The following is a 20,169-nucleotide window of genomic DNA, read 5'->3' on the forward strand; positions in this document are numbered from 1 at the left end:
GAATAAAAGTCAATAGATATCAAGGCATCCGTACCCGTGGTTTTCCAATAGTACCAACGGGCATTTTTCGCGCATGAAGTTTCACTCCGAAGACATGACGGAACGATCGTTTTACGGTAACGTTGCCGGAGGGAGGAGATTGCCGAGCTGAGCGAGCTGGATAACGGCTGGCTGGCGGGCATGCATCTTCCCCAGATTCCGACACAAGCCTGCGTCATACTGGCCAGCTTATCCTATTTGAATTCGTCCATGCAGGGTCCCATCATGATTTCTTCCTCCACGCCCGAAACCGTCATCGATCTGGCCGGGCTCTGGCGCCTGACCTCGCTGGAAGGAGACCATACGACCGACCTTACCGTGCCGGGAGACGTTCACAGCGCACTCAAAAACGCGGGCATCATTCCAGACCCCTATCACGGTGCCAATGAAAATGCGGTGCAATGGGTCGCGCATTGGGACTGGATCATAGAGCGGACCTTCATCCTCGATGACGCCGATGCCAGCTGGTATCTCGATATAGATTATCTCGACACCGTCGCGATCGTCTTCGTCAACGATGTCCCGGTCTTGAGTTCGGACAATTGCTTCCGACGTTACCGTCCCGATGTGTCTCGCGCCGTGCGGCCCGGTGAAAACACCATTCGTATCCATTTCCACTCCAACATCGCAGCCGGGGCGGAACGGCAGGCGCGACAACCTTTTTACATTCCCTATCATGAGGGCAACTCGCCGATTGCCAACGGCAACATGTTGCGCAAGCCACAGTGCCATTTCGGCTGGGACTGGAATATCGCGATTGCTCCGCTCGGCCTTTACGGCAAAATCCTGCTGAAGCGCCTCGATACGGCACGGGTCGAACACGTCGTCACCTCACAACATCATGTCGAGGGCGGCGTCGAGCTGCATGTGGCAATCACGCTGTTTGCCGAAGGTCAGGCGAGCCTTCCGCTCTATCTTTCCCTCAACGATGAAAGGCTGCGGCTTGATTGCGGCGTGGGTGCGGGTGAGACGGTGGTGCGCCACGTCTTCTTCGTGGAAGATCCCACGCTCTGGTGGCCGGCGGGCAGCGGCGAACAGACGCTCTACACGTTGGCGGTGGAGTTGCCGGATGAAACCGTCACCCGCAGGATCGGCTTCAGGACCATTGAACTTCTGACGGACAAGGATGAGGCCGGTAGCCGATTTGCCTTCCGCATCAACGGTCGGGAAATCTTCTGCCGTGGCGCGAACTGGATTCCATCCGATGCGCTTTATTCGCTGACCAGCCGCGAAAAAACCGAAGACCTTCTATGTTCAGCCGTCGAGGCCAATATGAACATGATCCGCGTCTGGGGCGGCGGATTTTACGAGGAAGACTGGTTCTACGATCTCTGTGACCGTCTCGGTCTTCTGGTCTGGCAGGATTTCATGTTCGCCTGCAACCTTTACCCCTGCAGCGAAGACTTTCTCGACAATGTCGAACACGAGGTCGACTATCAGGTAAAACGCCTTTCCTCCCATCCGTCCATCGCGCTCTGGTGCGGCGACAACGAATTGGTGGGTGCCCTCACATGGTTCGAGGAGCCCCGCAACAACCGCGACCGTTATCTCGTGGCTTACGACCGCCTCAACCGCACCATCGAAAAGGCGCTGAAAAAAGCCGCCCCCGAAGCACTCTGGTGGCCCTCCAGCCCGGCTTCAGGCTACCTCGATTATGGTGATGCCTGGCATGCGGATGGTTCCGGCGACATGCATTACTGGTCCGTCTGGCACGAAAACAAATCGTTCGACAATTACCGCTCGGTCAAACCGCGCTTCTGCTCCGAATTCGGTTTTCAGTCCTACACTTCCATGCCTGTCATCCGCACCTATGCGGAAGAGAAAGACATGAACATCGCCTCCCCGGTGATCGAACTGCACCAGAAGAATGTCGGCGGCAATGAGCGCATCGCTGGCACCATGTTCCGCTATTTCCGCTTTCCGAAGGATTTCGAAAATTTCGTGTATCTGAGCCAAGTGCAGCAGGCGCTGGCCATCCGAACCGCGGTCGACTACTGGCGCTCGCTGAAACCCCATTGCATGGGAACGCTCTATTGGCAGCTCAACGATACTTGGCCGGTTGCCTCATGGTCGAGCCTGGATTACGGCGGCGGCTGGAAGGCGCTGCATTATGCTGCCCGCCGTTTCTTCCAACCGGTCTCGGTTTCCGCCATTCCCTCGGAAGACGGGCGCCGGTTAAGTTTCTCCATGGTCAACGACACGGCGGAAGATGTCGAGATCGACATGAATATTGTCGCCCTCACCATGGAGGGTAACCGCGTGCCGCTGAAATCTGCCAACGGCACGTGCGGTACGGACAAGGCGGCGACGCTGACCGAAATCGACATGGACAGCCTGCCTGATGGTTCCATTCTTGCCTGGAACTTCATAGCATCCAACGGCATGACAGGCGAAGGCCATCATGTGCGCGACACCTACAAGTCTCTGGAGCTCCAGCCCGCTGGACTGACGTTCTCCACCGGCACATTGAAAAACGGCCAGCTCGAAATCGACGTCACCGCAGCAGGTCTTGCCCTCTTCGTCATGCTGGAGGCCGATCAGCCCGGGCGTTATTCCGACAATCTGTTCGATCTCGCAGCGGGCGAAACACGCAGGATCATCTTCACCCCGAAGGCGGGCAGCGGGCAGCCGCAGTTCCGTATCTTCGATCTTTATACCTGCCAATCCTCGCATTGAAACCACGCGGCGAAAGGCTTAACCATCCTTAGCGGAACGGCAGGCAACGTTGCGCCTGCCCTCATCTTTCAAAGGTTTGCCGGCTTCTCCGGCAACCATTCATCAGCAAGTGGAGGAAGACCCATGGTTTGGCAACCGGCCGAAAACCGATATACATCCATGAAATACAATCATTGCGGAAAGACTGGCCTGAAGCTACCGGCGATCTCGCTCGGGCTGTGGCACAATTTCGGCAACGACACACCGCACCAGACCAAACAGGCCATTTGCCGCCGCGCCTTTGACCTTGGCATTACCCATTTCGATCTCGCCAATAATTACGGCCCACCACCCGGCAGCGCCGAAACTGCCTTCGGCGAAATCCTGAAGACGGATTTTAGAGGCTACCGCGATGAAATGATCATCTCGTCCAAGGCGGGCTACAACATGTGGCCCGGTCCCTACGGTGAATGGGGCAGCCGCAAATATCTGATATCGTCCTGCGACCAGAGCCTGAAGCGCATGGGGCTGGACTACGTTGATATCTTCTACTCCCACCGTTTCGATCCCAACACGCCGCTTGAGGAAACCTGCGGCGCGCTGGACCAGATCGTGCGCTCGGGCAAGGCGCTCTATGTCGGCATCTCGTCATACAACTCGAAACGCACCCGTGAGGCCGCCGCGATCCTGAAAGATCTCGGCACGCCCTGCATCATCCACCAACCGAGCTACTCCATGATCAATCGCTGGATCGAGGAAGACGGTCTGGTCGATACGCTGGAAGATCTTGGCATTGGCTCCATCGTCTTTTCGCCGCTGGCGCAGGGCATGCTGACGACGAAATATCTGGGTGGCGTGCCTGATGGCAGCCGTGCATCGCAGAGCAAGTCACTCAACCCCGCCTTCCTCAACGAGCGCAATGTCGAAAACATCCGCGCGCTCAATCGCATTGCCGAGCGGCGTGGCCAAACGCTCGCGCAGATGGCAATCGCCTGGGTGCTGCGCGGTGGTCGCATCACGTCGGCGCTCATCGGTGCGAGCCGTGTCGAACAGGTCGAGGATTGCGTGAAGGCACTCGACAATGCCGACTTCTCCACAGAGGAGCTTGCGGAAATCGACGGTTACGCAAAGGACGCGGATATCAACCTTTGGGCAAAATCCGCTGAACGCGTCTAATACTTGAAACAGGCTGCCCGGTTTCCAACGGGCAGCCTGATCGACGCAAAAACTGGACTGAAATCTCCAACAGAAAGATTAACGTCCCCGTCTAACCATTAACAACCATTACATAAATGTAATTTTAAATTCAGTTTCCGTTCATTCGTTTATTCGTAAGTTCTCCTTATCGAAACACGAGAGGAAACATTCATGAAAAAGTTCGTCACCATTCTTCTGGCTGCAACTGTTCTTGCTGCTCCAATGGCCCAGGCACAAAGCCGCCACGACGATCGTCATCGCGGTGTAACCGTCGAGCGTCACACGACCACCAAAAAGGTCATCGTCAAAAAGCACCGTTGGGATCGCGGTCAGCGCCTCTCCCCGGCAGAGCGTCGTCATTTCGTCGACCGCCGCGACTATCGCCGTTACCGTCTGGCAGAGCCGCGTCGCGACCAGCGCTGGGTACGCGTCGACAACCAGTTCCTGCTCATCAACGCCGTCACCGGCCTGATCGTCGGCCTTTCTGCGGCACGCTGAGTAAATCGACGGATGATATGAAAAAGGCCCGCTTGCGCGGGCCTTTTGTCGTTTATCGTTATAGCCGATCAGAAAATGTCGGCGCCGCTGCCCCACGGGCCATGCGGCTTGTCGACACCGTCGGTGCGTTCGAAGCCATGCGCCCCGAAGAAATCGCGCTGCGCCTGAATAAGGTTTGCGCTGCCGCGGGCGCGACGATAGGCGTCGAAATAACCAAGCGCGGAAGCGAGTGCCGAAACCGGCAGACCGGAGAGAACCGCGTAGGAAACGACACGGCGCAGGGCGGCGTCGGTGTCCTTGACGATGCCGGAGAAGGCAGGCGTCACGATGAGGTTTGCCACATGCGGATCCTTGGTGAAGGCCGAGGTGATCTCATCGAGGAATTCTGAGCGGATGATGCAGCCGGCGCGCCAGATGCGGGCGATCGTCGGCATCGGCAGGTTCCAGTTGAACTCCTTCGATGCGGCCGACATGACGGCAAAGCCCTGTGCGTAAGCACCGACCTTGGCGGCCAGAAGCGCGCTTTCCAGATCGGCGATAAAGGCCTTTTTGTCAGCCGGTGCAGCTGCAACGGTCGGCAGGCCGAAGATCTTCTCGGCAGCTTCGCGCTCGTCCTTCTGCGACGACAGGATACGGGCAGCCACGGCGGCCTCGATGGCAGTTGCGGCGACGCCCATGTTCTGCGCCTCGATAACCGACCACTTGCCTGTGCCCTTCTGGCCGGCCTTGTCGAGGATCAGATCGACCATCGGCTTGCCGGTGATCGGATCGGCAGCGCGCAGAACCTTCTCGGTGATTTCGATCAGGTAGGAGTTGAGACGGCCCTTGTTCCATTCACCGAATACATCGGCGATTTCAGACGCACTCATCTTCAGGCCGTCACGCAGGATGCCGTAGATTTCGGCGATCATCTGCATGTCGGCATATTCGATGCCGTTATGGATCGTCTTGACGAAATGACCGGCACCGTCATTGCCGAGCCATGCCACGCACGGATCGTCATTATACTTGGCGGAAATGGAGGTCAGAACCTTCTCGACGCGCTTCCAGCTATCTTCGGTACCGCCGACCATGATCGACGGTCCGTGACGCGCACCTTCTTCACCGCCGGAAACGCCCATACCGATAAAGGTCAGACCGCTATCCTTCAGATTGTCGAAACGGCGGATCGTATCGCGGAAATTCGCATTGCCGGCGTCGATCATGATGTCGCCGTTCGAGAGATGCGGCTTCAGGATTTCCATCTGCTGGTCAACCGGATCGCCGGCCTTGATCATGATAATGATCGGGCGCGGAGGACGAATGGCGGCGACGAATTCCTCGATGGTTTCGCAAGGGATCAACTGCCCCTGCAAGTCCCCAGCCTCGGCGTAGAATTTTTTCGTCGCTTCAGGGGTTCGGTTGAATACGGCAATCTTGTTGCCCTTTTCCGCGATGTTCAACGCCAGGTTCGAGCCCATGACGCCGAGACCGATCAAACCGATTTCTGCCTGTTCCACGGATGTGCCTCCATCTTGCTTTTAGGTGGTCGTGTTGTGGCACTGTAATGAACAAACGGCAAGGCTAGGGGCGACTGAAACGATTAAATTTTGATGACGCAAATCAGCTTTGCATATTTGCGACAGGTCGGGGGAAGGTCGTAACCAACGCGCCTCCCCTAGGAAGGTCGTGGCCGGTCGTCGCCATCGTCCAGCGCTCGCCAGGCAGCGCCGTCCATATCCTCATATTGCCCTGATCGCACCGACCAGAGGAAGGCGAAAAGCCCGAGCGCTCCGAGAAACAGGGCGACGGGGATGAGATAGATCAACATGTTCATGCCGGTTGCGCCCCCTCGCCCGCAAATCCGGTCGGCACGCTCTGTTGCGCAGAAACGGCTTCAGCCGTTCCGGCAAGACGCAGCGCATTTGCAACAACGATGAGCGACGATGTCGACATGGCGATGGCCGCGATCATCGGCGTCGCATAACCGGCAATCGCAATCGGCACGGCAATGACATTGTAGCCGATGGCAAGCGCGAAGTTCTGCCGGATAAGCCGTCCGGCCCGCCGCGATGTCTCGATGGCGACAGGAACGGCATCCAGATTCTCGTGCATGAACACGAAGTCGGCGGCCTGCCGGCCGATATCGGCGGCTGTTGCCGGTGCCATCGAAACATGTGCTGCAGCCAGCGCAGGCGCATCATTGATACCGTCGCCCACCATCAGAACCTTGCGTCCCTCGCCTGCCAGTGCCCCACAGCGCCCCGCCTTGTCTTTCGGCGACAGGTCGGCGTTCCATTTCGCAATGCCCAGACGCTGCGCCATGGCCTTCACGGCCGGGACCCGGTCACCGGACACGATTTCCAGCACCAGTCCTTGTACAGAAAGGCTGCGCAGTGCCTGTACGGCGCCAGGACGCGGATTGTCCTCGAAACCGAAACTCGCCAGATACCCGCCGTCAAGCGAAAGCACCACTTCCGATCGCGCGTCGCCGTTTTCCATTTGCGATTCATCCGGGCAGGCAAAACGGCGGTTGCCAAGCCGGTAGGTTCCCGCCGGCGTGAGAGCCTCAACACCGGAGCCGGGAATTTCACGCACCGCTTCGTAGACCGATAAAATTCCGCCATAGGCTGCATGCAGGGCTTTGGACAGCGGATGGCGTGAATGGGCGGCAAGGCCAGCCGCAATCGCCACCGTGGCGGGGTTCACATCGCCGGTTTCCACCAGTCGCGGCTTCCCGACCGTCAGGGTGCCTGTCTTGTCGAACAGCACGGTGTCGATTTCGGCCAGTCGCTCCATCGCCGAGCCTTCCTTGACCATGATGCCATGCCGAAAGAGCCGGCCTGCCGCCACCACCTGCACCACCGGAACAGCAAGGCCAAGCGCACAGGGGCAGGTGATGATGAGAACCGCAATCGCGATCAGCATCGCCTGCTTCCAGTCACCGCCCAAAACGCCCCAACCGAGAAAGGTCATGAGAGCAAGAAGATGTACGACGGGCGAATAATAGCTCGCGGCACGGTCGGCAATCCGCCGATAGCGCGCCCGCCCCCCTTCCGCCGCCTCCATCAGCCCGATCACTTCCGACAGAAACGAATCCTTTGCCGATGCGGTCACCCGCGCGGCGAGCGAACCGGTGAGATTGAGCGTGCCTGCCTGAAGCAGATCACCCGCCTCCACCCGACGCGGCGCGCTTTCGCCGTTGACAATGGACATGTCGAGATCGCTGCTTCCGCTAATGACCATCGCATCCACCGCCACCCGGTCACCGGCAGCAATCACAATCGTCATACCGGGTAGCACATCGCCAAGCGGGCGATATTCCCGCGTTCCGTCCTCACCGATAACGGTTGCGCCGCGTGGTGAAAGCCGGGCCAGGCCTGCAATTGCCGAGCGCGCCCTGTCACGCATGATATGGTCAAGCGTGCGGCCGATCAGCAGGAAGAACAGCAGCGACACGGTCGCGTCAAACCACGCATGTTCGCCATGATGAATCGTCTCCCACAGCGAGATTGCGTAGGATAGCGTGATGGCGAGCGCGATCGGCACATCCATATTGGTGCGGCCATGCTTCAGCGCATTCCAGGCCGACTGATAGAAGAACCGGCCGCCATAGATCAGCGCCGGCGCGGCAATCATCGCCGAAATCCAGTGGAACATGTCACGCGTCGCGGCATCGGCCCCGGACCAGACGGACACGGACAGCAGCATGATATTGGCGGAAGCAAAGCCGCAGAGCGCCACCGCCCTGATCAGTTGCGAGCGCAACACGTCCGAAGCATCCTGTCCGCTCGCGAAAAGATGCGTCCGGTATCCGGTTGCAAGGATTGCGCGGGCAAGTTCGGCGGGATCTGTCCTGATGCCATCGACATCCTCTTTCCAGACAATCGCCACCCGTTTGGAGGACAGGTTCACGCGCGCCTGCTCCACCTGGCGGAGACGGCGCAGCGCCGTTTCGATGGTGGTGATGCAGGCGCCGCAATAAACGCCGGGCACGCTGAGATCTGTCTGGCGCAGCCCCTGCCCCAGATCGCGGCTTGCCAGCATCAGCTCCTCTGATGATGGTGGGTTGACCGGTTCGCCGAGTTGAAGCGACCCTTCCGTTCCCGGTGCACAGCAGCTCATTGACGCCCCCTGATCACCGCGATCCGCGTGCCTTCATGCACGATGATCCTGCCGTCTTTTACGGCAGTGACCTCGACGATCCATTGGCCGGGCAGCATGTCATGCGGGCCGGTGAAGACCCCGGTAGACACCGGGGTCAGCTCCATGTCGAAATTCTGGTGCTCGCCGACCGGCCGGCGAAAACGCGCCGTTACCGAATCCGTATCCACAGGGCCGGTATCTGGATGAAACACCTCGTAGCGCACGGTCTTTTCATCCACCACCAGCCTGCCCTTGATGCCGGTGGCGGCCCTTGCCTTGGCGGCCTCGGCCTTGGCGTTGAACTGCTGGCTGGCAACATAGGTATTGGGCACCACCAGCCCGCTCCAGCTGGTGACAGCGTTCCAGGCCATCACCATGTTGACGGTGATGACGATGCCGAAAAACATCACCATAACACCCAGCATATGCCAGCCGGTGAAAATGAAACCGGACGTCTGGCGATTGGTCGTTGTCATTTTTTCACTCCCGGAGCGTTGAAGACGGCGTCGTAACGGGCCGTCTCATGGCCGCCCGTATCGCTGACGATGAATTCGAAATTTTCAGCAGCCCGCGCGACGTGACTGCCCGGCAGGGTGACGAACACCTTCAGCGTTGTCGCCTCGTCAGGTTCCACCATCACCTCGAAGCTGCGAGAGGCTGCATCCGGCACGCCGTTTATCTTCATCACCGCACTTGGAATGCCCTCTATCGTCAGGCTCATTATGCGCGGTTGCGGCACCATGTTGAGAATGCGAACGGTATAGCCGTTGCGGATGGACCCGTTCGATTCGAGCACATATTGCGGGTTGCGGTCGTGCAGCACGTTCAGAGCCAGCCGCTCGCGCGTCACCAGCGCAAACAGCAAGCCGATGCCGACTGCAGCCCATATTGCCGTGTAAAGAAGCGTGCGCGGGCGAAAGACGATGCGCCAGTCGAAATGGCGAATGCTGTTTTTGAACCCGCCGTCCTCGTCGCGCACATTCGCAGGCCGGATTGCGTGCTGACCGTTGCCGGTCGCAAGCGCCATGTTGGACTGATATTCGGACAGCGTCGCATAGGCGATCAGCCCGCGTGGCTTACCAATCTTGTCCATCACCCCATCGCAGGCATCGATACAGAGCGCGCAGGTGATACATTCCAGCTGCTGCCCGTCCCTGATGTCGATGCCCATGGGACAGACTGCGACACAAGCATTGCAATCGACGCAATCGCCGACGCTCTCCCCTGTGGCCGCAGCCTTTTTGGCGTGCCTCGTGCGAGGTTCACCGCGCCAGTCATTATAGGTCACGACCAGCGAGTTCTCATCCAGCATCGCCGCCTGAATGCGCGGCCAGGGACACATATAAGTACAGACCTGCTCCCGCATCAGCCCGCCGAAAACATAGGTCGTGGCGGTGAGTATCGCGACGGTCGTATAGGCGATCATCGGTGCCTGCCCCGTCATGAACTCTCTCGCCAGCGTCGGTGCATCGGCAAAATAGAAGATCCATGCCCCGCCGGTCAGAACGCCGATCACCAGCCAGATTGCATGTTTCATCACCCGCTTGCGCAGCTTGCCGAAAGTGAAAGGTGCTGCATCGAGCTTCATGCGGGCATTCCTGTCGCCCTCGATCGCCCGCTCGACGACCAGAAACAGGTCCACCCAGACGGTCTGCGGACAGGTATAACCACACCACGCGCGTCCCACGGCGGAGGTGATGAGAAACAACCCCAGACCCGCCATGACCAGCAATCCCGCGACGAAAAAGAACTCCTGCGGCCAGATTTCGATGAAGAAGAAATAAAAGCGCCGGTTGGCAATATCGATCAGCACCGCCTGGTCGGGCGCATAGGGACCGCGATCCCAGCGCAGAAACGGCGTCAGATAATAAATGCCGAGCGTGACCAGCATGACCAGCCACTTGAACCGCCGGAACCGGCCCTCCGCGCGCTTCGGGAAAATTTTCTTGCGCGCTTCATAAAGGGGTTTACGCGTTTTTGCGGAATTGACAGCCTCCGCTTCCAGCCTTTCGACGGGCTGTTGCGGGCGGTCCTGTCCGACGGGATAGATGTTCATGATTGCAGTCCGTTTTTATCTCCTTGCTTTCTCCCATCTCACCGGCGAAACATCCTTGACTTACATCAAGCGCGGACAAAGTGGCGCAGCCTGCGGCCTGCATTAAACAGGGAGGATGAGATGCCAGTCATGCAGTCAAAAATCATTCATCTGTCGGTGGAAAAACCATGGAGCCATGTCTTTGATTTCACCTCCGACCCGCAAAACATGCCGCACTGGGCCGCCGGTCTAGCAGGCGGTCTTAAACCAGACGGCGAGGACTGGATCGCCGATGGCGGCCCGCTGGGTGAGGTCCGCGTCAATTTCGCGCCCTTAAACGAATTCGGCGTGATAGACCACGTCGTGACATTGCCGGATGGCATGAAGGTGTATAACGCGCTGCGGGTAACACCGAATGGCAGCGGTGCCGAAGTCAGCTTTACCCTGCTTCGCCTGCCGGACATGACGGACGAGGATTTCGAACGGGATGCGGAGATGGTCCGGGTCGATCTGGAAACACTGAAGTCGCTGCTCGAAACGGATTGAAGGATAAAACGATGACCACGAATACGAATGATCGGCGCATCGACTATGTCGAATTCAACGTCGCCGATATCGAGCGCAGCAAGGAATTTTACGGCGGCGCTTTCGGCTGGTCCTTTAAGGATTACGGCCCGCAATATTGCGAGTTTTCCGACGGCCGGCTGACCGGCGGTTTCACCACCACGGCACCCGTGTCAGCCAAGGGTGGACCGCTTGTCATTCTTTACGCCGCCGATATCGAGAATGCGCACCGGCGTGTCGAGGCAGCCGGTGGGCAGATCAGCGTCGCCATATTCGCCTTTCCCGGCGGACGCCGTTTTCATTTCACCGATCCGGATGGATACGAACTGGCCGTCTGGTCTGATCGCTAAGAAAAAGGGCCGCATCGGGCGGCCCTTTCCATTTGTTGGCTGTGACGTTCACTCGCCACCGCCCAGCGAGTGCACGAAGATCGCAAGCTGCTTGACCGTGGTATCACCAAGCCGTTCACCCCAGGCGGGCATGACCCCGTGTTTTGGCGACCGTATCTGCGCAACTATCCCCTGCTCGCCACTGGCCTTCAGCCAGATCGCGTCGGCCAGGTTGGGCGCGCCGAACTCGCGGTTGCCCTTGGCGTTCTCACCGTGGCACGAGGCGCAATTGTCGGCGAAAATCTGTTTACCGGGTTCTACGAGTGCCGGGTTGGAAGGCGTTCCTGTCAGGCTGACGACATAGGCGGCGACCTCGCGGATTTCCTCGGACTTGAGGATATCGCCGAAGGCCGGCATTTCCGACAGGCGCGTATCGGGATCGTCGGCAAAACGAATGCCGTGCTTTACCGTCGTATAGATATCCTCGACGCTGCCTCCCCACATCCAGTCATCGTCGTTGAGGTTGGGATATCCCTGCCCGCCTTCCGCACCCGAACCGTGACACTGGATGCAATTGACCTTGAAGGCGGCGGCACCGCCGGAAAGCGCAAATTGCCTTAGCGTCGGATCGGCCTCAATCTCGGCGAGCGAGGAACTGGCGATTCTGTCGGAATAGACGCTCTGCGCCTGTTTGGCGTCCGCCATATCGGCAGCGATCTCGGAACGGCTGCTCCAGCCGAGCAACCCTTGCGTTGCGCCATTGATCAGCGGCCATGCCGGATAGGCGATGGTGTAGCCGATGGCCCAGAGGATCGTGAAGTAGAAGGTCCAGACCCACCAGCGCGGCATCGGATTGTTAAGCTCGCGAATACCGTCCCATTCATGGCCGGTGGTTTCGACGCCGCTGATGTCATCAATGTGTTTTTCGGACATATCCTAGTCCTCCTTAAGCGGAATGCTGGCGGCGTCGTCCGCAGCTTTTTTCGATCCGGGACGAAGGGTGAAAACGACGACGCCGGCGAAGAACAGGGTCATGGCAAGCAGGCCCCAGCTATCGGCGAAGTGGCGCATGGCCGTGTAGGTTTCCATCGTATCGCCTCCTCACCGATATCCGGCGGCATCGTCATAGGTCGAGAAATCGACCAGCGTGCCGAGCATCTGCAAATAGGCAACCAGCGCATCCATTTCGGTAAGCTTGGCTGGATCGCCATCGAAATCGCCGACTTTCGCCTTCGGATAGCGCGCCAGAAGCTCGGTCGTATCGGCGTTCGGATCGGCCTGCGCGTGAAGATCAGCCGCTGATTTCTCGATCATCTCGTCGCTATAGGGCACGCCAACGGCGCGGTTAGCCTTCAGCTCCATCGAGATATCCGTAATCTTCAACGGCGTGGTTTTGAGGAACGCGTAGGACGGCATGATCGATTCCGGCACGACGGAGCGCGGATCGGCCAGATGCTGCACGTGCCATTCATTCGAATAGCGGTCGCCTACGCGTGCGAGGTCCGGCCCCGTGCGCTTGGAACCCCACTGGAACGGGTGGTCGTACATGGATTCCGCCGCCAGGCTGTAATGCCCGTAACGCTCCACCTCGTCGCGGAACGGCCGGATCATCTGGCTGTGGCAGACATAACATCCCTCGCGGATGTAGATGTTGCGCCCGGCCAGTTCGAGCGGCGAGTAGGGCCGCATGCCCTCCACCTTCTCGATGGTGTTTTCGAGATAGAAAAGCGGCGCGATTTCCACAATACCGCCGATTGAGACGACGAGCAGCGAGCCGACCAAAAGCAGTGTGGCGTTGCGTTCGATGACGCCGTGTTTGTCGAGTATGGACATCGGCCTCTCCTTATTCAGCGGGCTGCAGCGAAGGTGCGGCGTCATTGCGGACGCCCTCCTCGCGTTGACGACCGAGGATGGTCATCGTGACGTTGTAGGCCATGATCAGCGCGCCACTGAGGAACATCAGGCCACCCAGCGCACGCATCACGTAATAGGGGAACAGCGCTGCGACCGATTCCGCGAAGGAATAGACGAGGAAACCCTGCGTATCGTATTCGCGCCACATCAAGGCCTGCTGGATGCCGGCCACCCACATCACAGCGGCGTAGATGACGATGCCGATCGTGGCGAGCCAGAAGTGCCAGTTGACCAGTTGCAGGCTGTAGAGACGATCCCTGCCCCACAGTTTCGGTGTCAGATAATAGATGGCACCGAAGGTGATCATGCCGTTCCAGCCGAGAGCGCCGGAATGCACGTGGCCGATGGTCCAGTCGGTATAGTGACTGAGCGAGTTGACGGCCTTGATCGACATCATCGGACCTTCGAAGGTCGCCATGCCGTAGAAGGCCACCGCCATCACCATCATACGCACGATGGGATCGGTGCGGATCTTGTCCCAGGCGCCCGAAAGCGTCATCAGGCCGTTGATCATGCCGCCCCACGACGGCATCCACAGCATGATCGAGAACACCATGCCGAGCGTCTGCGCCCAGTCCGGCAACGCCGTATAGTGCAGATGGTGCGGACCGGCCCAGATATACATGAAGATCAAAGCCCAGAAGTGGATGATCGACAGGCGGTAGGAATAGACCGGGCGGTTCACCTGCTTGGGAATGAAATAATACATCATGCCGAGGAAGCCGGCGGTGAGGAAAAAGCCGACGGCGTTATGGCCGTACCACCATTGCGTCAGCGCATCCTGCACGCCCGAGAAAGCGGAGTAGCTCTTGACGCCGAGGAACGACACCGGAATGGCGAGGTTGTTGACGATATGAAGCATGGCGATCGTCACGATGAAGCTCAGATAGAACCAGTTTGCCACATAGATATGCGGCTCCTTGCGCGTCAGGATCGTGCCGAGAAATGCAAGGAGATAGGCGACCCAGACGATCGTCAGCCAGATATCGACATACCATTCCGGCTCGGCATACTCACGGCCCTGCGTGATACCAAGCAGATAGCCAGTGGCAGCCATGACGATGAAGAGGTTGTAGCCCCAGAACACGAACCAGCCGAGATTGCCGCCGAACAGGCGTGCGCGACAGGTTCTCTGCACCACGTAAAATGACGTGGCAATCAGCGCATTTCCCCCGAAAGCGAAGATCACCGCGGAGGTGTGCAGCGGCCGCATCCGGCCGAAATTGAAATAGGGCGCGATGTTGAGATCGGGAAAGGCAAGCTGAAGCGCCACCACGACCCCGACCAGAAACCCGACCACGCCCCAGAACACGGTAGCGACGACGCCGTATTTCACGACCTCATCGAAATATTCGGATTTCAGCCGGGCGCGCGCGGCCTGATCGACAGGCGCGAAAGAAACACGGCGCAGCAGAAGCACCGTGCTGACCAGAAGCGTAAAGAACAGCACCCACATATGGGCGGCGAAAAGACTGTCGTGAGCGAAAGCAGCCCCGAGCAGCGCGAGAAAAGCCCCAAGGGCCACGATCGCGGTTTCTAACGTGTAATTCATTGTTGGTTTCCCCCAACGTGCAAGCAGACCGACGAAAGGCTTGGCGCGCGCTTTACGAAGCGGAAACGGGCCTTTGCGTCGGTTGGAGCATTGCCACCGGCGTGGGGAAGCCACCTTGATCCAGATCAAGAAAGAGAAGCTGTCGCAGCACCGGCAAAACCGAGCCGGGATTTGGCGATAAGAAGTACATAGAAACTGAAAGAACGGACGCCGACGCGCGACACCGGCTTTATAGGGCTTGCGTCAGCCCTTCATTTTCAGCGGCAGCCCGGCTGCGACGAAATAGACTTCATCGACGATGGCCGCGACGCGCTGGTGTAACCTTCCGGCGTGATCGCGGAATTCGCGCGCCATGCGGTTTTCCGGCACGATGCCAAGGCCAACCTCGTTAGAGACGAGAATCAGTTTCGCCTTGGTGGAAGCGATTGCCGCTGCCAGCGTGGCGAACGCCGTCTCGATATCGGCGTTCTCCATCATAAGATTGGTGAGCCACAATGTCAGGCAGTCGATCAGGATGACATTGTCCGGCGCATCCAGCCATGCGAGCACGGCAGCGATATCAACGGGCGCCTCGTGTGTCGTCCACTCCTCGCCGCGCCGGGCCTGATGATGGTCGATGCGATCGCGCATCTCGTCATCCCATGCCCGGCCGGTGGCCAGATAATGCAGGCGCCCGTTGGCTTTGCCCGCAAGGTCCTCGGCAAAACGGGACTTGCCGGAGCGCGCGCCGCCTAGAATGAAAACGGAGCGGTTTTTATCTGTCATGAAGAACCTGGAAGAAGAGAATAAGACGGACCGGCATCATTGCGGTGTCGCAAGCCAGAGACAACCGTACATGAAGGGAACGATTCGTAGAAAAAGGCGTCCCCCGGTTACTCATGCCGGACTGCCGATGATACCGGGTCGGAGACGACAAAACCTGTCCGCACGATGCGGGACATATGACAGCCTTGGCAACTCCGGATGCCGGAAACACCGGTCCTGACAAAAAGCTAGGTGCGAACGGTCATTCTGTCAATCGGCGAGCGGTGTCTACGAAAAATCAAGCGGAACCGGTACGCAAAACCTTGACCCGGAACCGGCAGACCTTTCCGTCCGCGACGGGATTGATAAAGCCACTTGGTTACCGGAACGTTAGCAGAAAACGAAATGACGAAGCTGCAACGCGGCGGGAGAATGTTCGCCCATGGAGGCCGCTGCCATTGCCTTGCCATGGCCTTCAAATCAATATGGCCGCGAAGATTCGCAAACAGCAAGGTGACCTGCCCGTGATGACCGTCATGGACTATATCTCGATCGTCGTTTTTATCGTGTTATGGGCCACCTATACCCACCTCACGACGGGAACGACGCTGTTTTCGCGAACCAGCCTCAATCAGGCGATGGCGGAGCGCCGGCGCGACTGGATTTACAATTCTCTCAAACGCGACTTGAAGATGATCGACACGCAGATCATGGCGGGTTTGCAGAATGGTACCGCTTTTTTCGCGTCTACCTCGATCTTTGCCATCGGCGGCTGCTTTGCTCTTCTGGGGGCGACAGATCGGGTCGAAACCGTGTTTCGCGACCTGCCCTTCGTGCAGTATGCCGGGCGCACGGCCTTCGAACTGAAGGTCATGGGGCTAACCTGCCTTTTCGGCTACTCGTTTTTCAAGTTCGGCTGGTCCTACCGCCTGTTCAATTATTGCACGATCCTGTTCGGCGCCATACCCATGGTCCATGATGTCAACGCGGATCGCGACGCTGCCGAGCGTGCCGCTGAAAACGTCATAAAGATGAACATCATCGCTGCTAAGAACTTCAATGATGGGCTGCGGACGATCTTCCTGTCGATCGGTTATCTCGGCTGGTTCATCAGCCCCTATGTCTTCATCGCAAGCACGGTCATCATCATAGTGGCGCTGTTGCGCCGCCAGTTCTTCTCCGAGGCCCGCCGCGCCATCATGGACAGGCCCGGGCCTTGAAATAGCCTTACTTCACGGGCCAAGCCTTTGAGTAGACAACGGCTTCAGACAGCTGAAACAGCGGGAATTATGGAAACAGAAACAGCTGCAATCGACACCCGCCGCAAGGGCCGCATGGGCAGTCTCGATACACTGCGCGGGCTGGCGCTCATCGCCATGGCGTCTTACCACTTCACATGGAATCTGGAGTATTTCGGCTATCTGGAGCCGGGTACGGCAACCACCGGCCTGTGGAAGCTTTATGCGCGCGCCATTGCCAGCTCGTTCCTGTTCCTCGCCGGTTTCAGCCTGTTTCTCGCCCATGGCAAAGCCATAAACTGGCCGTCCTTCGGCAAGCGTTTTGCAATGGTGGCGGGCTCGGCGCTGCTCATCACCATCGCTACCTATGTCGCCTTTCCGGATAGCTTCATCTTTTTCGGAATCCTGCACAACATAGCCGCTGCAAGCCTTGTCGGGCTGCTGTTCCTGCGGGCACCCCCGCTGGTAACGCTGCTTTTCGCGGCTCTTGCCTTTGCGCTGCCGCAATACGTCCAGTCGGATTTTTTCAACAGCAAATGGCTGGCATGGGTCGGTTTCTCCACCATGCCGCCGCGCTCGAACGATTATGTGCCGCTCTTGCCGTGGCTCGCGCCCTTTCTTGCCGGACTTGCGGTTTCGCAATTCGTCACACCGCGCAGCTGGCTGGACCGTTTTCGCAACCCAAGCTCCCCCCGCAATCTGATAGCAACAGCGGGCCGTCACAGCCTTGCCTTTTACCTCATTCATCAGCCGGCGCTGATTGGCCTCGTTTATGCGGTATCACTTGTGGCACCGCCTCCTCCTGTCGACCAAGTGGAGCTTTACAAATCGAGCTGTGAAAAAAGCTGCGTCCAGCAGGCTAACGGCCAGGAATTATGCCAACGTTTCTGCGGCTGCACGCTTGAAAAGCTGCAAGCGGAAAGCCTGTTTGACATCATGATGGAAGGCAAGCTCAGTGCGGAGCAGCAGACGAAGGTCAGCGACGTGGCGCAACAGTGCACGGTTGAGGCGCAGTAAAGAACGACACACGCCCAATCTACGCTCGGCGTCATTCTCGGGCTTGACCCGAGGATCTATCCACGTCGCGTAAAATCAAAAGCATGACGGAGTGAGAGGTTTTCTTCTCCGCGGGAAATCCAGGGCCATCACGTCAAGCGCGACGGCGGGAAACCTGCATCAGGTCCCTACGCCGATTTCGGCAAGGCGCGTCAGGCAGGCCTCTTCGACATTGTCGAGCTCGGCCAGCGTCTCTTCGATGTCCTTGCGCTTTTGCCTGAGATCGGCGCGCTTCTCATCGACCTTCTTCATCAGAAGCACAAGCTGGCCTGATTCGCCCGGCGGCTCCTTGTAGACGTGAATGATCTCGCGAATTTCTGCGATCGTGAAACCGATACGGCGGCCGCGCAGGATTTCCTGAATGAGACGTCGATCCGCAGACCTGAAAAGCCTCGTACGCCCGCGTCGCTCAGGGTGAATGAGGCCCTCATCCTCGTAAAATCGCAAGGTGCGGGTGGAAACACCGAATTCGCGCGTCAGTTCGGTTATGCTATAATACTTGTCCAAGGGCCTATCCGATTCATAACCGGACAATTATTATTTGACCTTCACGTAAAAGTCAATTTTTCCTGCCGCTTTCGCCTGTTCTGGCCTATCCCGAAATACCGTACCACCAGGTAGCGATGCCCAGAAACGAAAAAAAGCCGACAATGTCCGTTACCGCCGTCACGAAGACAGCAGAGGAAACGGCGGGGTCTGCCCCGAACCTGTCGAGAACCAGCGGAATGAGAATGCCTGCCAGCGCCGCCGCCAGCATGTTGAGACACATGGCGGCAGCAATGATGCCGCCGATATGGACATCCTGGAACCACACGCCTGCAACGATGCCGATGGCACAGCCGAACAACAACCCGTTCAGGATGCCAACGCCCGCTTCACGCCTGATAATGCGGGCAGCGTTGTGAATATCTAGGCTTTTGGTAGCCAGCGCCCGCACGGACACGGTCATGGTCTGCGATCCGGCATTGCCGCCCATCCCGGCAACCGTCGGCATCAAAATCGCCAGCGCAATGATTTGCTGGATCGTCGCATCGAAAAGGCTGATGACGGAGGCAGACAGAAAGGCAGTAAGGAGGTTGACCGCAAGCCACGGCACACGCGAGCGCGAGGTGCTGGTGATGCTGTCAGACAGTTCTTCGTCGCCCACACCGCCAAGGCGCAGCAAATCCTCTTCGGCTTCTTCCTGAATGACGTCGACCACGTCATCGATGGTGAGCACGCCAACCAGACGGCCGTTATTGTCCACCACGGCGGCGGATAGAAGGTCGTATTGTTCGAAAAGTTGCGCCGCTTCTTCCTGGTCCATTTCGGCCGGAATGGAGTGGTTGGTCTCGTGCATGATCGTTTCGATCTTCACCTGACGCTTGGCGCGCAGCACCTTGTCGAGATCGAGAGCGCCGACAAGCTTGAACGTGGGGTCGATGACGAAGATCTGCGTGAAGGAATCCGGTAACTCCTCCTCCTCACGCAGGTAATCAATGGTCTGTCCCACGGTCCAGAACGGCGGCACGGCAACGAATTCCGTCTGCATGCGACGGCCGGCAGAGCTTTCCGGATAATCCAGCGCCCGCATCAGTCGCACCCGTTCGGTGAACGGAAGTTGCGAGAGGATGTCCTCGCGGTCCTCGTCGTCGAGATCCTCGAGAATGTAGACAGCGTCGTCCGAATCCAGCTCGCCAATACCGGCAGCGATCTGCTCATTCGACATCTGGTCGACGATATCGAGACGGATGCCTTCATCCACCTCGGTCAGCGCCGTCATGTCAAAATCGGAACCCAGCAACCGCACGAGCGCGTGGCGCTGCTCCGGCATGATGGACTCCAGCACGTCGCCGAGTTCAGACTCATGCAGCCGCGCCACATTCTTGCGCAGGAAAAGCAGATCGCGGTCGGCAATCGCTGCCCCCACCATCGCCAGAAAGTCAGAGCGGACAGAGCCGTCCTCGGCGTAGATATCGGAGGGTGCCTCTGTCGGTTTCAACTCTTCGGGCGCGAGAAGATCGTCGTCACGGTCTGTCATCTGGCGTCCCCTTCTTTAAATGCCGCAGTGCACGAATTTGCAGGCAGAATGGCGTTAAAAAGTATATTGTCAACAACCGGATAGGTGAAAAACAACGGGCTTCGGAACTGCGACGAAAATGGCATGGAGCGCCCTTTCGCAAGACCATGATCGAAGAGCGCAGCACTCCATGATGATGCAGCGGCAGGCAGTGCACCTCAATC

20 protein-coding genes are annotated in these 20,169 nt (G+C 58.4%); 7 read left to right on the plus strand and 13 right to left on the minus strand.

All coding sequences use genetic code 11. From position 1 onward, the window contains the following. Window positions 1–182 (minus strand): hypothetical protein (locus GH784_RS27295; RefSeq protein ID WP_210251783.1); only part of this gene is annotated, 182 nt, incomplete at its 3' end. 67 nt (window positions 183–249) lie between these two features. On the opposite strand from GH784_RS27295, the gene GH784_RS19670 reads away from it, so the two are divergent. The 3 genes from GH784_RS19670 to GH784_RS19680 all read left to right on the plus strand — a co-directional run bounded on the left by GH784_RS19670 (window position 250) and on the right by GH784_RS19680 (window position 4,389). Further along, the gene (locus GH784_RS19670) at window positions 250–2,715 is read left to right on the plus strand and encodes a beta-mannosidase (RefSeq protein ID WP_065702553.1); all 2,466 of its coding nucleotides are present in this window, start codon (window positions 250–252) and stop codon (window positions 2,713–2,715) included. 123 nt (window positions 2,716–2,838) lie between these two features. Continuing rightward, entirely contained in the window at window positions 2,839–3,870 is a 1,032-nt protein-coding gene (gene mgrA, locus GH784_RS19675; protein WP_013636166.1) for an L-glyceraldehyde 3-phosphate reductase, read from the plus strand. A gap of 192 nt (window positions 3,871–4,062) precedes the next feature. Further along, window positions 4,063–4,389, plus strand: a complete 327-nt coding sequence (locus GH784_RS19680) for an RcnB family protein (RefSeq protein ID WP_003515287.1) — start codon at window positions 4,063–4,065, stop codon at window positions 4,387–4,389. Between the two features lie 68 nt (window positions 4,390–4,457). Here the strand turns inward: GH784_RS19680 and gndA are convergent, their stop codons facing one another. The 5 genes from gndA to ccoG all read right to left on the minus strand — a co-directional run bounded on the left by gndA (window position 4,458) and on the right by ccoG (window position 10,570). After that, window positions 4,458–5,888 carry an NADP-dependent phosphogluconate dehydrogenase gene (gene gndA / locus GH784_RS19685; protein ID WP_003515289.1) on the minus strand — a complete coding sequence of 477 codons (1,431 nt, stop codon included), beginning with the start codon at window positions 5,886–5,888 and terminating at the stop codon, window positions 4,458–4,460. Window positions 5,889–6,046: 158 nt separating this feature from the next. Beyond that, window positions 6,047–6,205 (minus strand): cbb3-type cytochrome oxidase assembly protein CcoS, encoded by a 159-nt coding sequence (gene ccoS, locus GH784_RS19690; protein WP_003515291.1) that lies wholly within the window; start codon window positions 6,203–6,205, stop codon window positions 6,047–6,049. Further along, a complete protein-coding gene (locus GH784_RS19695; protein ID WP_083211499.1) occupies window positions 6,202–8,493 on the minus strand; it encodes a cation-translocating P-type ATPase in 2,292 nt (763 codons plus the stop codon). The genes ccoS and GH784_RS19695 overlap by 4 nt, the downstream gene beginning before the upstream one ends. Next, window positions 8,490–8,990, minus strand: a complete 501-nt coding sequence (locus tag GH784_RS19700) for a FixH family protein (protein WP_003515295.1) — start codon at window positions 8,988–8,990, stop codon at window positions 8,490–8,492. Before GH784_RS19700 ends, GH784_RS19695 begins: the two co-directional genes overlap by 4 nt. Next, the gene (ccoG, locus tag GH784_RS19705) at window positions 8,987–10,570 is read right to left on the minus strand and encodes a cytochrome c oxidase accessory protein CcoG (RefSeq protein WP_065702500.1); all 1,584 of its coding nucleotides are present in this window, start codon (window positions 10,568–10,570) and stop codon (window positions 8,987–8,989) included. The genes GH784_RS19700 and ccoG overlap by 4 nt, the downstream gene beginning before the upstream one ends. A gap of 120 nt (window positions 10,571–10,690) precedes the next feature. Between ccoG and GH784_RS19710 the strand changes: the two genes are divergently transcribed. Then, on the plus strand, window positions 10,691–11,095 hold the full coding sequence (locus tag GH784_RS19710) for an SRPBCC family protein (protein ID WP_065702499.1): 405 nt from the start codon (window positions 10,691–10,693) through the stop codon (window positions 11,093–11,095). Between the two features lie 11 nt (window positions 11,096–11,106). Continuing rightward, entirely contained in the window at window positions 11,107–11,463 is a 357-nt protein-coding gene (locus tag GH784_RS19715) for a VOC family protein (RefSeq protein ID WP_003515303.1), read from the plus strand. A gap of 48 nt (window positions 11,464–11,511) precedes the next feature. Here the strand turns inward: GH784_RS19715 and ccoP are convergent, their stop codons facing one another. From ccoP to cobU, 5 genes are all read right to left on the minus strand, one after another. Continuing rightward, on the minus strand, window positions 11,512–12,375 hold the full coding sequence (gene ccoP / locus GH784_RS19720) for a cytochrome-c oxidase, cbb3-type subunit III (RefSeq protein ID WP_003515305.1): 864 nt from the start codon (window positions 12,373–12,375) through the stop codon (window positions 11,512–11,514). 3 nt (window positions 12,376–12,378) lie between these two features. Further along, complete coding sequence (locus GH784_RS19725) at window positions 12,379–12,531, minus strand: CcoQ/FixQ family Cbb3-type cytochrome c oxidase assembly chaperone (RefSeq protein WP_003502810.1); 153 nt, start codon at window positions 12,529–12,531, stop codon at window positions 12,379–12,381. A 12-nt stretch (window positions 12,532–12,543) separates the two neighbouring features. Further along, window positions 12,544–13,275, minus strand: coding sequence for a cytochrome-c oxidase, cbb3-type subunit II (ccoO, locus tag GH784_RS19730; protein ID WP_003515307.1), 732 nt, complete (start codon window positions 13,273–13,275; stop codon window positions 12,544–12,546). Window positions 13,276–13,285: 10 nt separating this feature from the next. Further along, the gene (ccoN, locus tag GH784_RS19735) at window positions 13,286–14,908 is read right to left on the minus strand and encodes a cytochrome-c oxidase, cbb3-type subunit I (RefSeq protein WP_003515308.1); all 1,623 of its coding nucleotides are present in this window, start codon (window positions 14,906–14,908) and stop codon (window positions 13,286–13,288) included. Window positions 14,909–15,151: 243 nt separating this feature from the next. Continuing rightward, the gene (gene cobU, locus GH784_RS19740) at window positions 15,152–15,673 is read right to left on the minus strand and encodes a bifunctional adenosylcobinamide kinase/adenosylcobinamide-phosphate guanylyltransferase (protein WP_065702497.1); all 522 of its coding nucleotides are present in this window, start codon (window positions 15,671–15,673) and stop codon (window positions 15,152–15,154) included. 506 nt (window positions 15,674–16,179) lie between these two features. Between cobU and GH784_RS19745 the strand changes: the two genes are divergently transcribed. Continuing rightward, window positions 16,180–16,872 carry a DUF599 domain-containing protein gene (locus tag GH784_RS19745; protein WP_013636176.1) on the plus strand — a complete coding sequence of 231 codons (693 nt, stop codon included), beginning with the start codon at window positions 16,180–16,182 and terminating at the stop codon, window positions 16,870–16,872. A 69-nt stretch (window positions 16,873–16,941) separates the two neighbouring features. Next, window positions 16,942–17,907 carry a heparan-alpha-glucosaminide N-acetyltransferase gene (locus GH784_RS19750; RefSeq protein WP_065687350.1) on the plus strand — a complete coding sequence of 322 codons (966 nt, stop codon included), beginning with the start codon at window positions 16,942–16,944 and terminating at the stop codon, window positions 17,905–17,907. A 159-nt stretch (window positions 17,908–18,066) separates the two neighbouring features. Here GH784_RS19750 and GH784_RS19755 read toward each other — a convergent pair whose 3' ends face one another. Together GH784_RS19755 and mgtE are read right to left on the minus strand one after the other, a co-directional pair. Next, the gene (locus tag GH784_RS19755) at window positions 18,067–18,453 is read right to left on the minus strand and encodes a MerR family transcriptional regulator (RefSeq protein ID WP_003515319.1); all 387 of its coding nucleotides are present in this window, start codon (window positions 18,451–18,453) and stop codon (window positions 18,067–18,069) included. Between the two features lie 85 nt (window positions 18,454–18,538). Continuing rightward, entirely contained in the window at window positions 18,539–19,966 is a 1,428-nt protein-coding gene (mgtE, locus tag GH784_RS19760) for a magnesium transporter (protein ID WP_013636179.1), read from the minus strand. Between the last annotated feature and the right edge of the window lie 203 nt (window positions 19,967–20,169).

This window comes from Agrobacterium tumefaciens, from assembly GCF_009649785.1.
Classification (GTDB): domain Bacteria; phylum Pseudomonadota; class Alphaproteobacteria; order Rhizobiales; family Rhizobiaceae; genus Agrobacterium; species Agrobacterium tumefaciens.

Bases quoted from the DNA above. Each gene is read 5' to 3' on its own strand.
- GH784_RS19670 (WP_065702553.1), top strand. From the start codon at position 250: ATGCAGGGTCCCATCATGATTTCTTCCTCCACGCCCGAAACCGTCATC.
- mgrA (WP_013636166.1), top strand. From the start codon at position 2,839: ATGGTTTGGCAACCGGCCGAAAACCGATATACATCCATGAAATACAAT.
- GH784_RS19680 (WP_003515287.1), top strand. From the start codon at position 4,063: ATGAAAAAGTTCGTCACCATTCTTCTGGCTGCAACTGTTCTTGCTGCT.
- ccoS (WP_003515291.1), bottom strand. From the start codon at position 6,205: ATGAACATGTTGATCTATCTCATCCCCGTCGCCCTGTTTCTCGGAGCG.
- GH784_RS19695 (WP_083211499.1), bottom strand. From the start codon at position 8,493: ATGAGCTGCTGTGCACCGGGAACGGAAGGGTCGCTTCAACTCGGCGAA.
- GH784_RS19700 (WP_003515295.1), bottom strand. From the start codon at position 8,990: ATGACAACGACCAATCGCCAGACGTCCGGTTTCATTTTCACCGGCTGG.
- ccoG (WP_065702500.1), bottom strand. From the start codon at position 10,570: ATGAACATCTATCCCGTCGGACAGGACCGCCCGCAACAGCCCGTCGAA.
- GH784_RS19710 (WP_065702499.1), top strand. From the start codon at position 10,691: ATGCCAGTCATGCAGTCAAAAATCATTCATCTGTCGGTGGAAAAACCA.
- GH784_RS19715 (WP_003515303.1), top strand. From the start codon at position 11,107: ATGACCACGAATACGAATGATCGGCGCATCGACTATGTCGAATTCAAC.
- ccoP (WP_003515305.1), bottom strand. From the start codon at position 12,375: ATGTCCGAAAAACACATTGATGACATCAGCGGCGTCGAAACCACCGGC.
- GH784_RS19725 (WP_003502810.1), bottom strand. From the start codon at position 12,531: ATGGAAACCTACACGGCCATGCGCCACTTCGCCGATAGCTGGGGCCTG.
- ccoO (WP_003515307.1), bottom strand. From the start codon at position 13,275: ATGTCCATACTCGACAAACACGGCGTCATCGAACGCAACGCCACACTG.
- ccoN (WP_003515308.1), bottom strand. From the start codon at position 14,908: ATGAATTACACGTTAGAAACCGCGATCGTGGCCCTTGGGGCTTTTCTC.
- cobU (WP_065702497.1), bottom strand. From the start codon at position 15,673: ATGACAGATAAAAACCGCTCCGTTTTCATTCTAGGCGGCGCGCGCTCC.
- GH784_RS19745 (WP_013636176.1), top strand. From the start codon at position 16,180: ATGACCGTCATGGACTATATCTCGATCGTCGTTTTTATCGTGTTATGG.
- GH784_RS19750 (WP_065687350.1), top strand. From the start codon at position 16,942: ATGGAAACAGAAACAGCTGCAATCGACACCCGCCGCAAGGGCCGCATG.
- mgtE (WP_013636179.1), bottom strand. From the start codon at position 19,966: ATGACAGACCGTGACGACGATCTTCTCGCGCCCGAAGAGTTGAAACCG.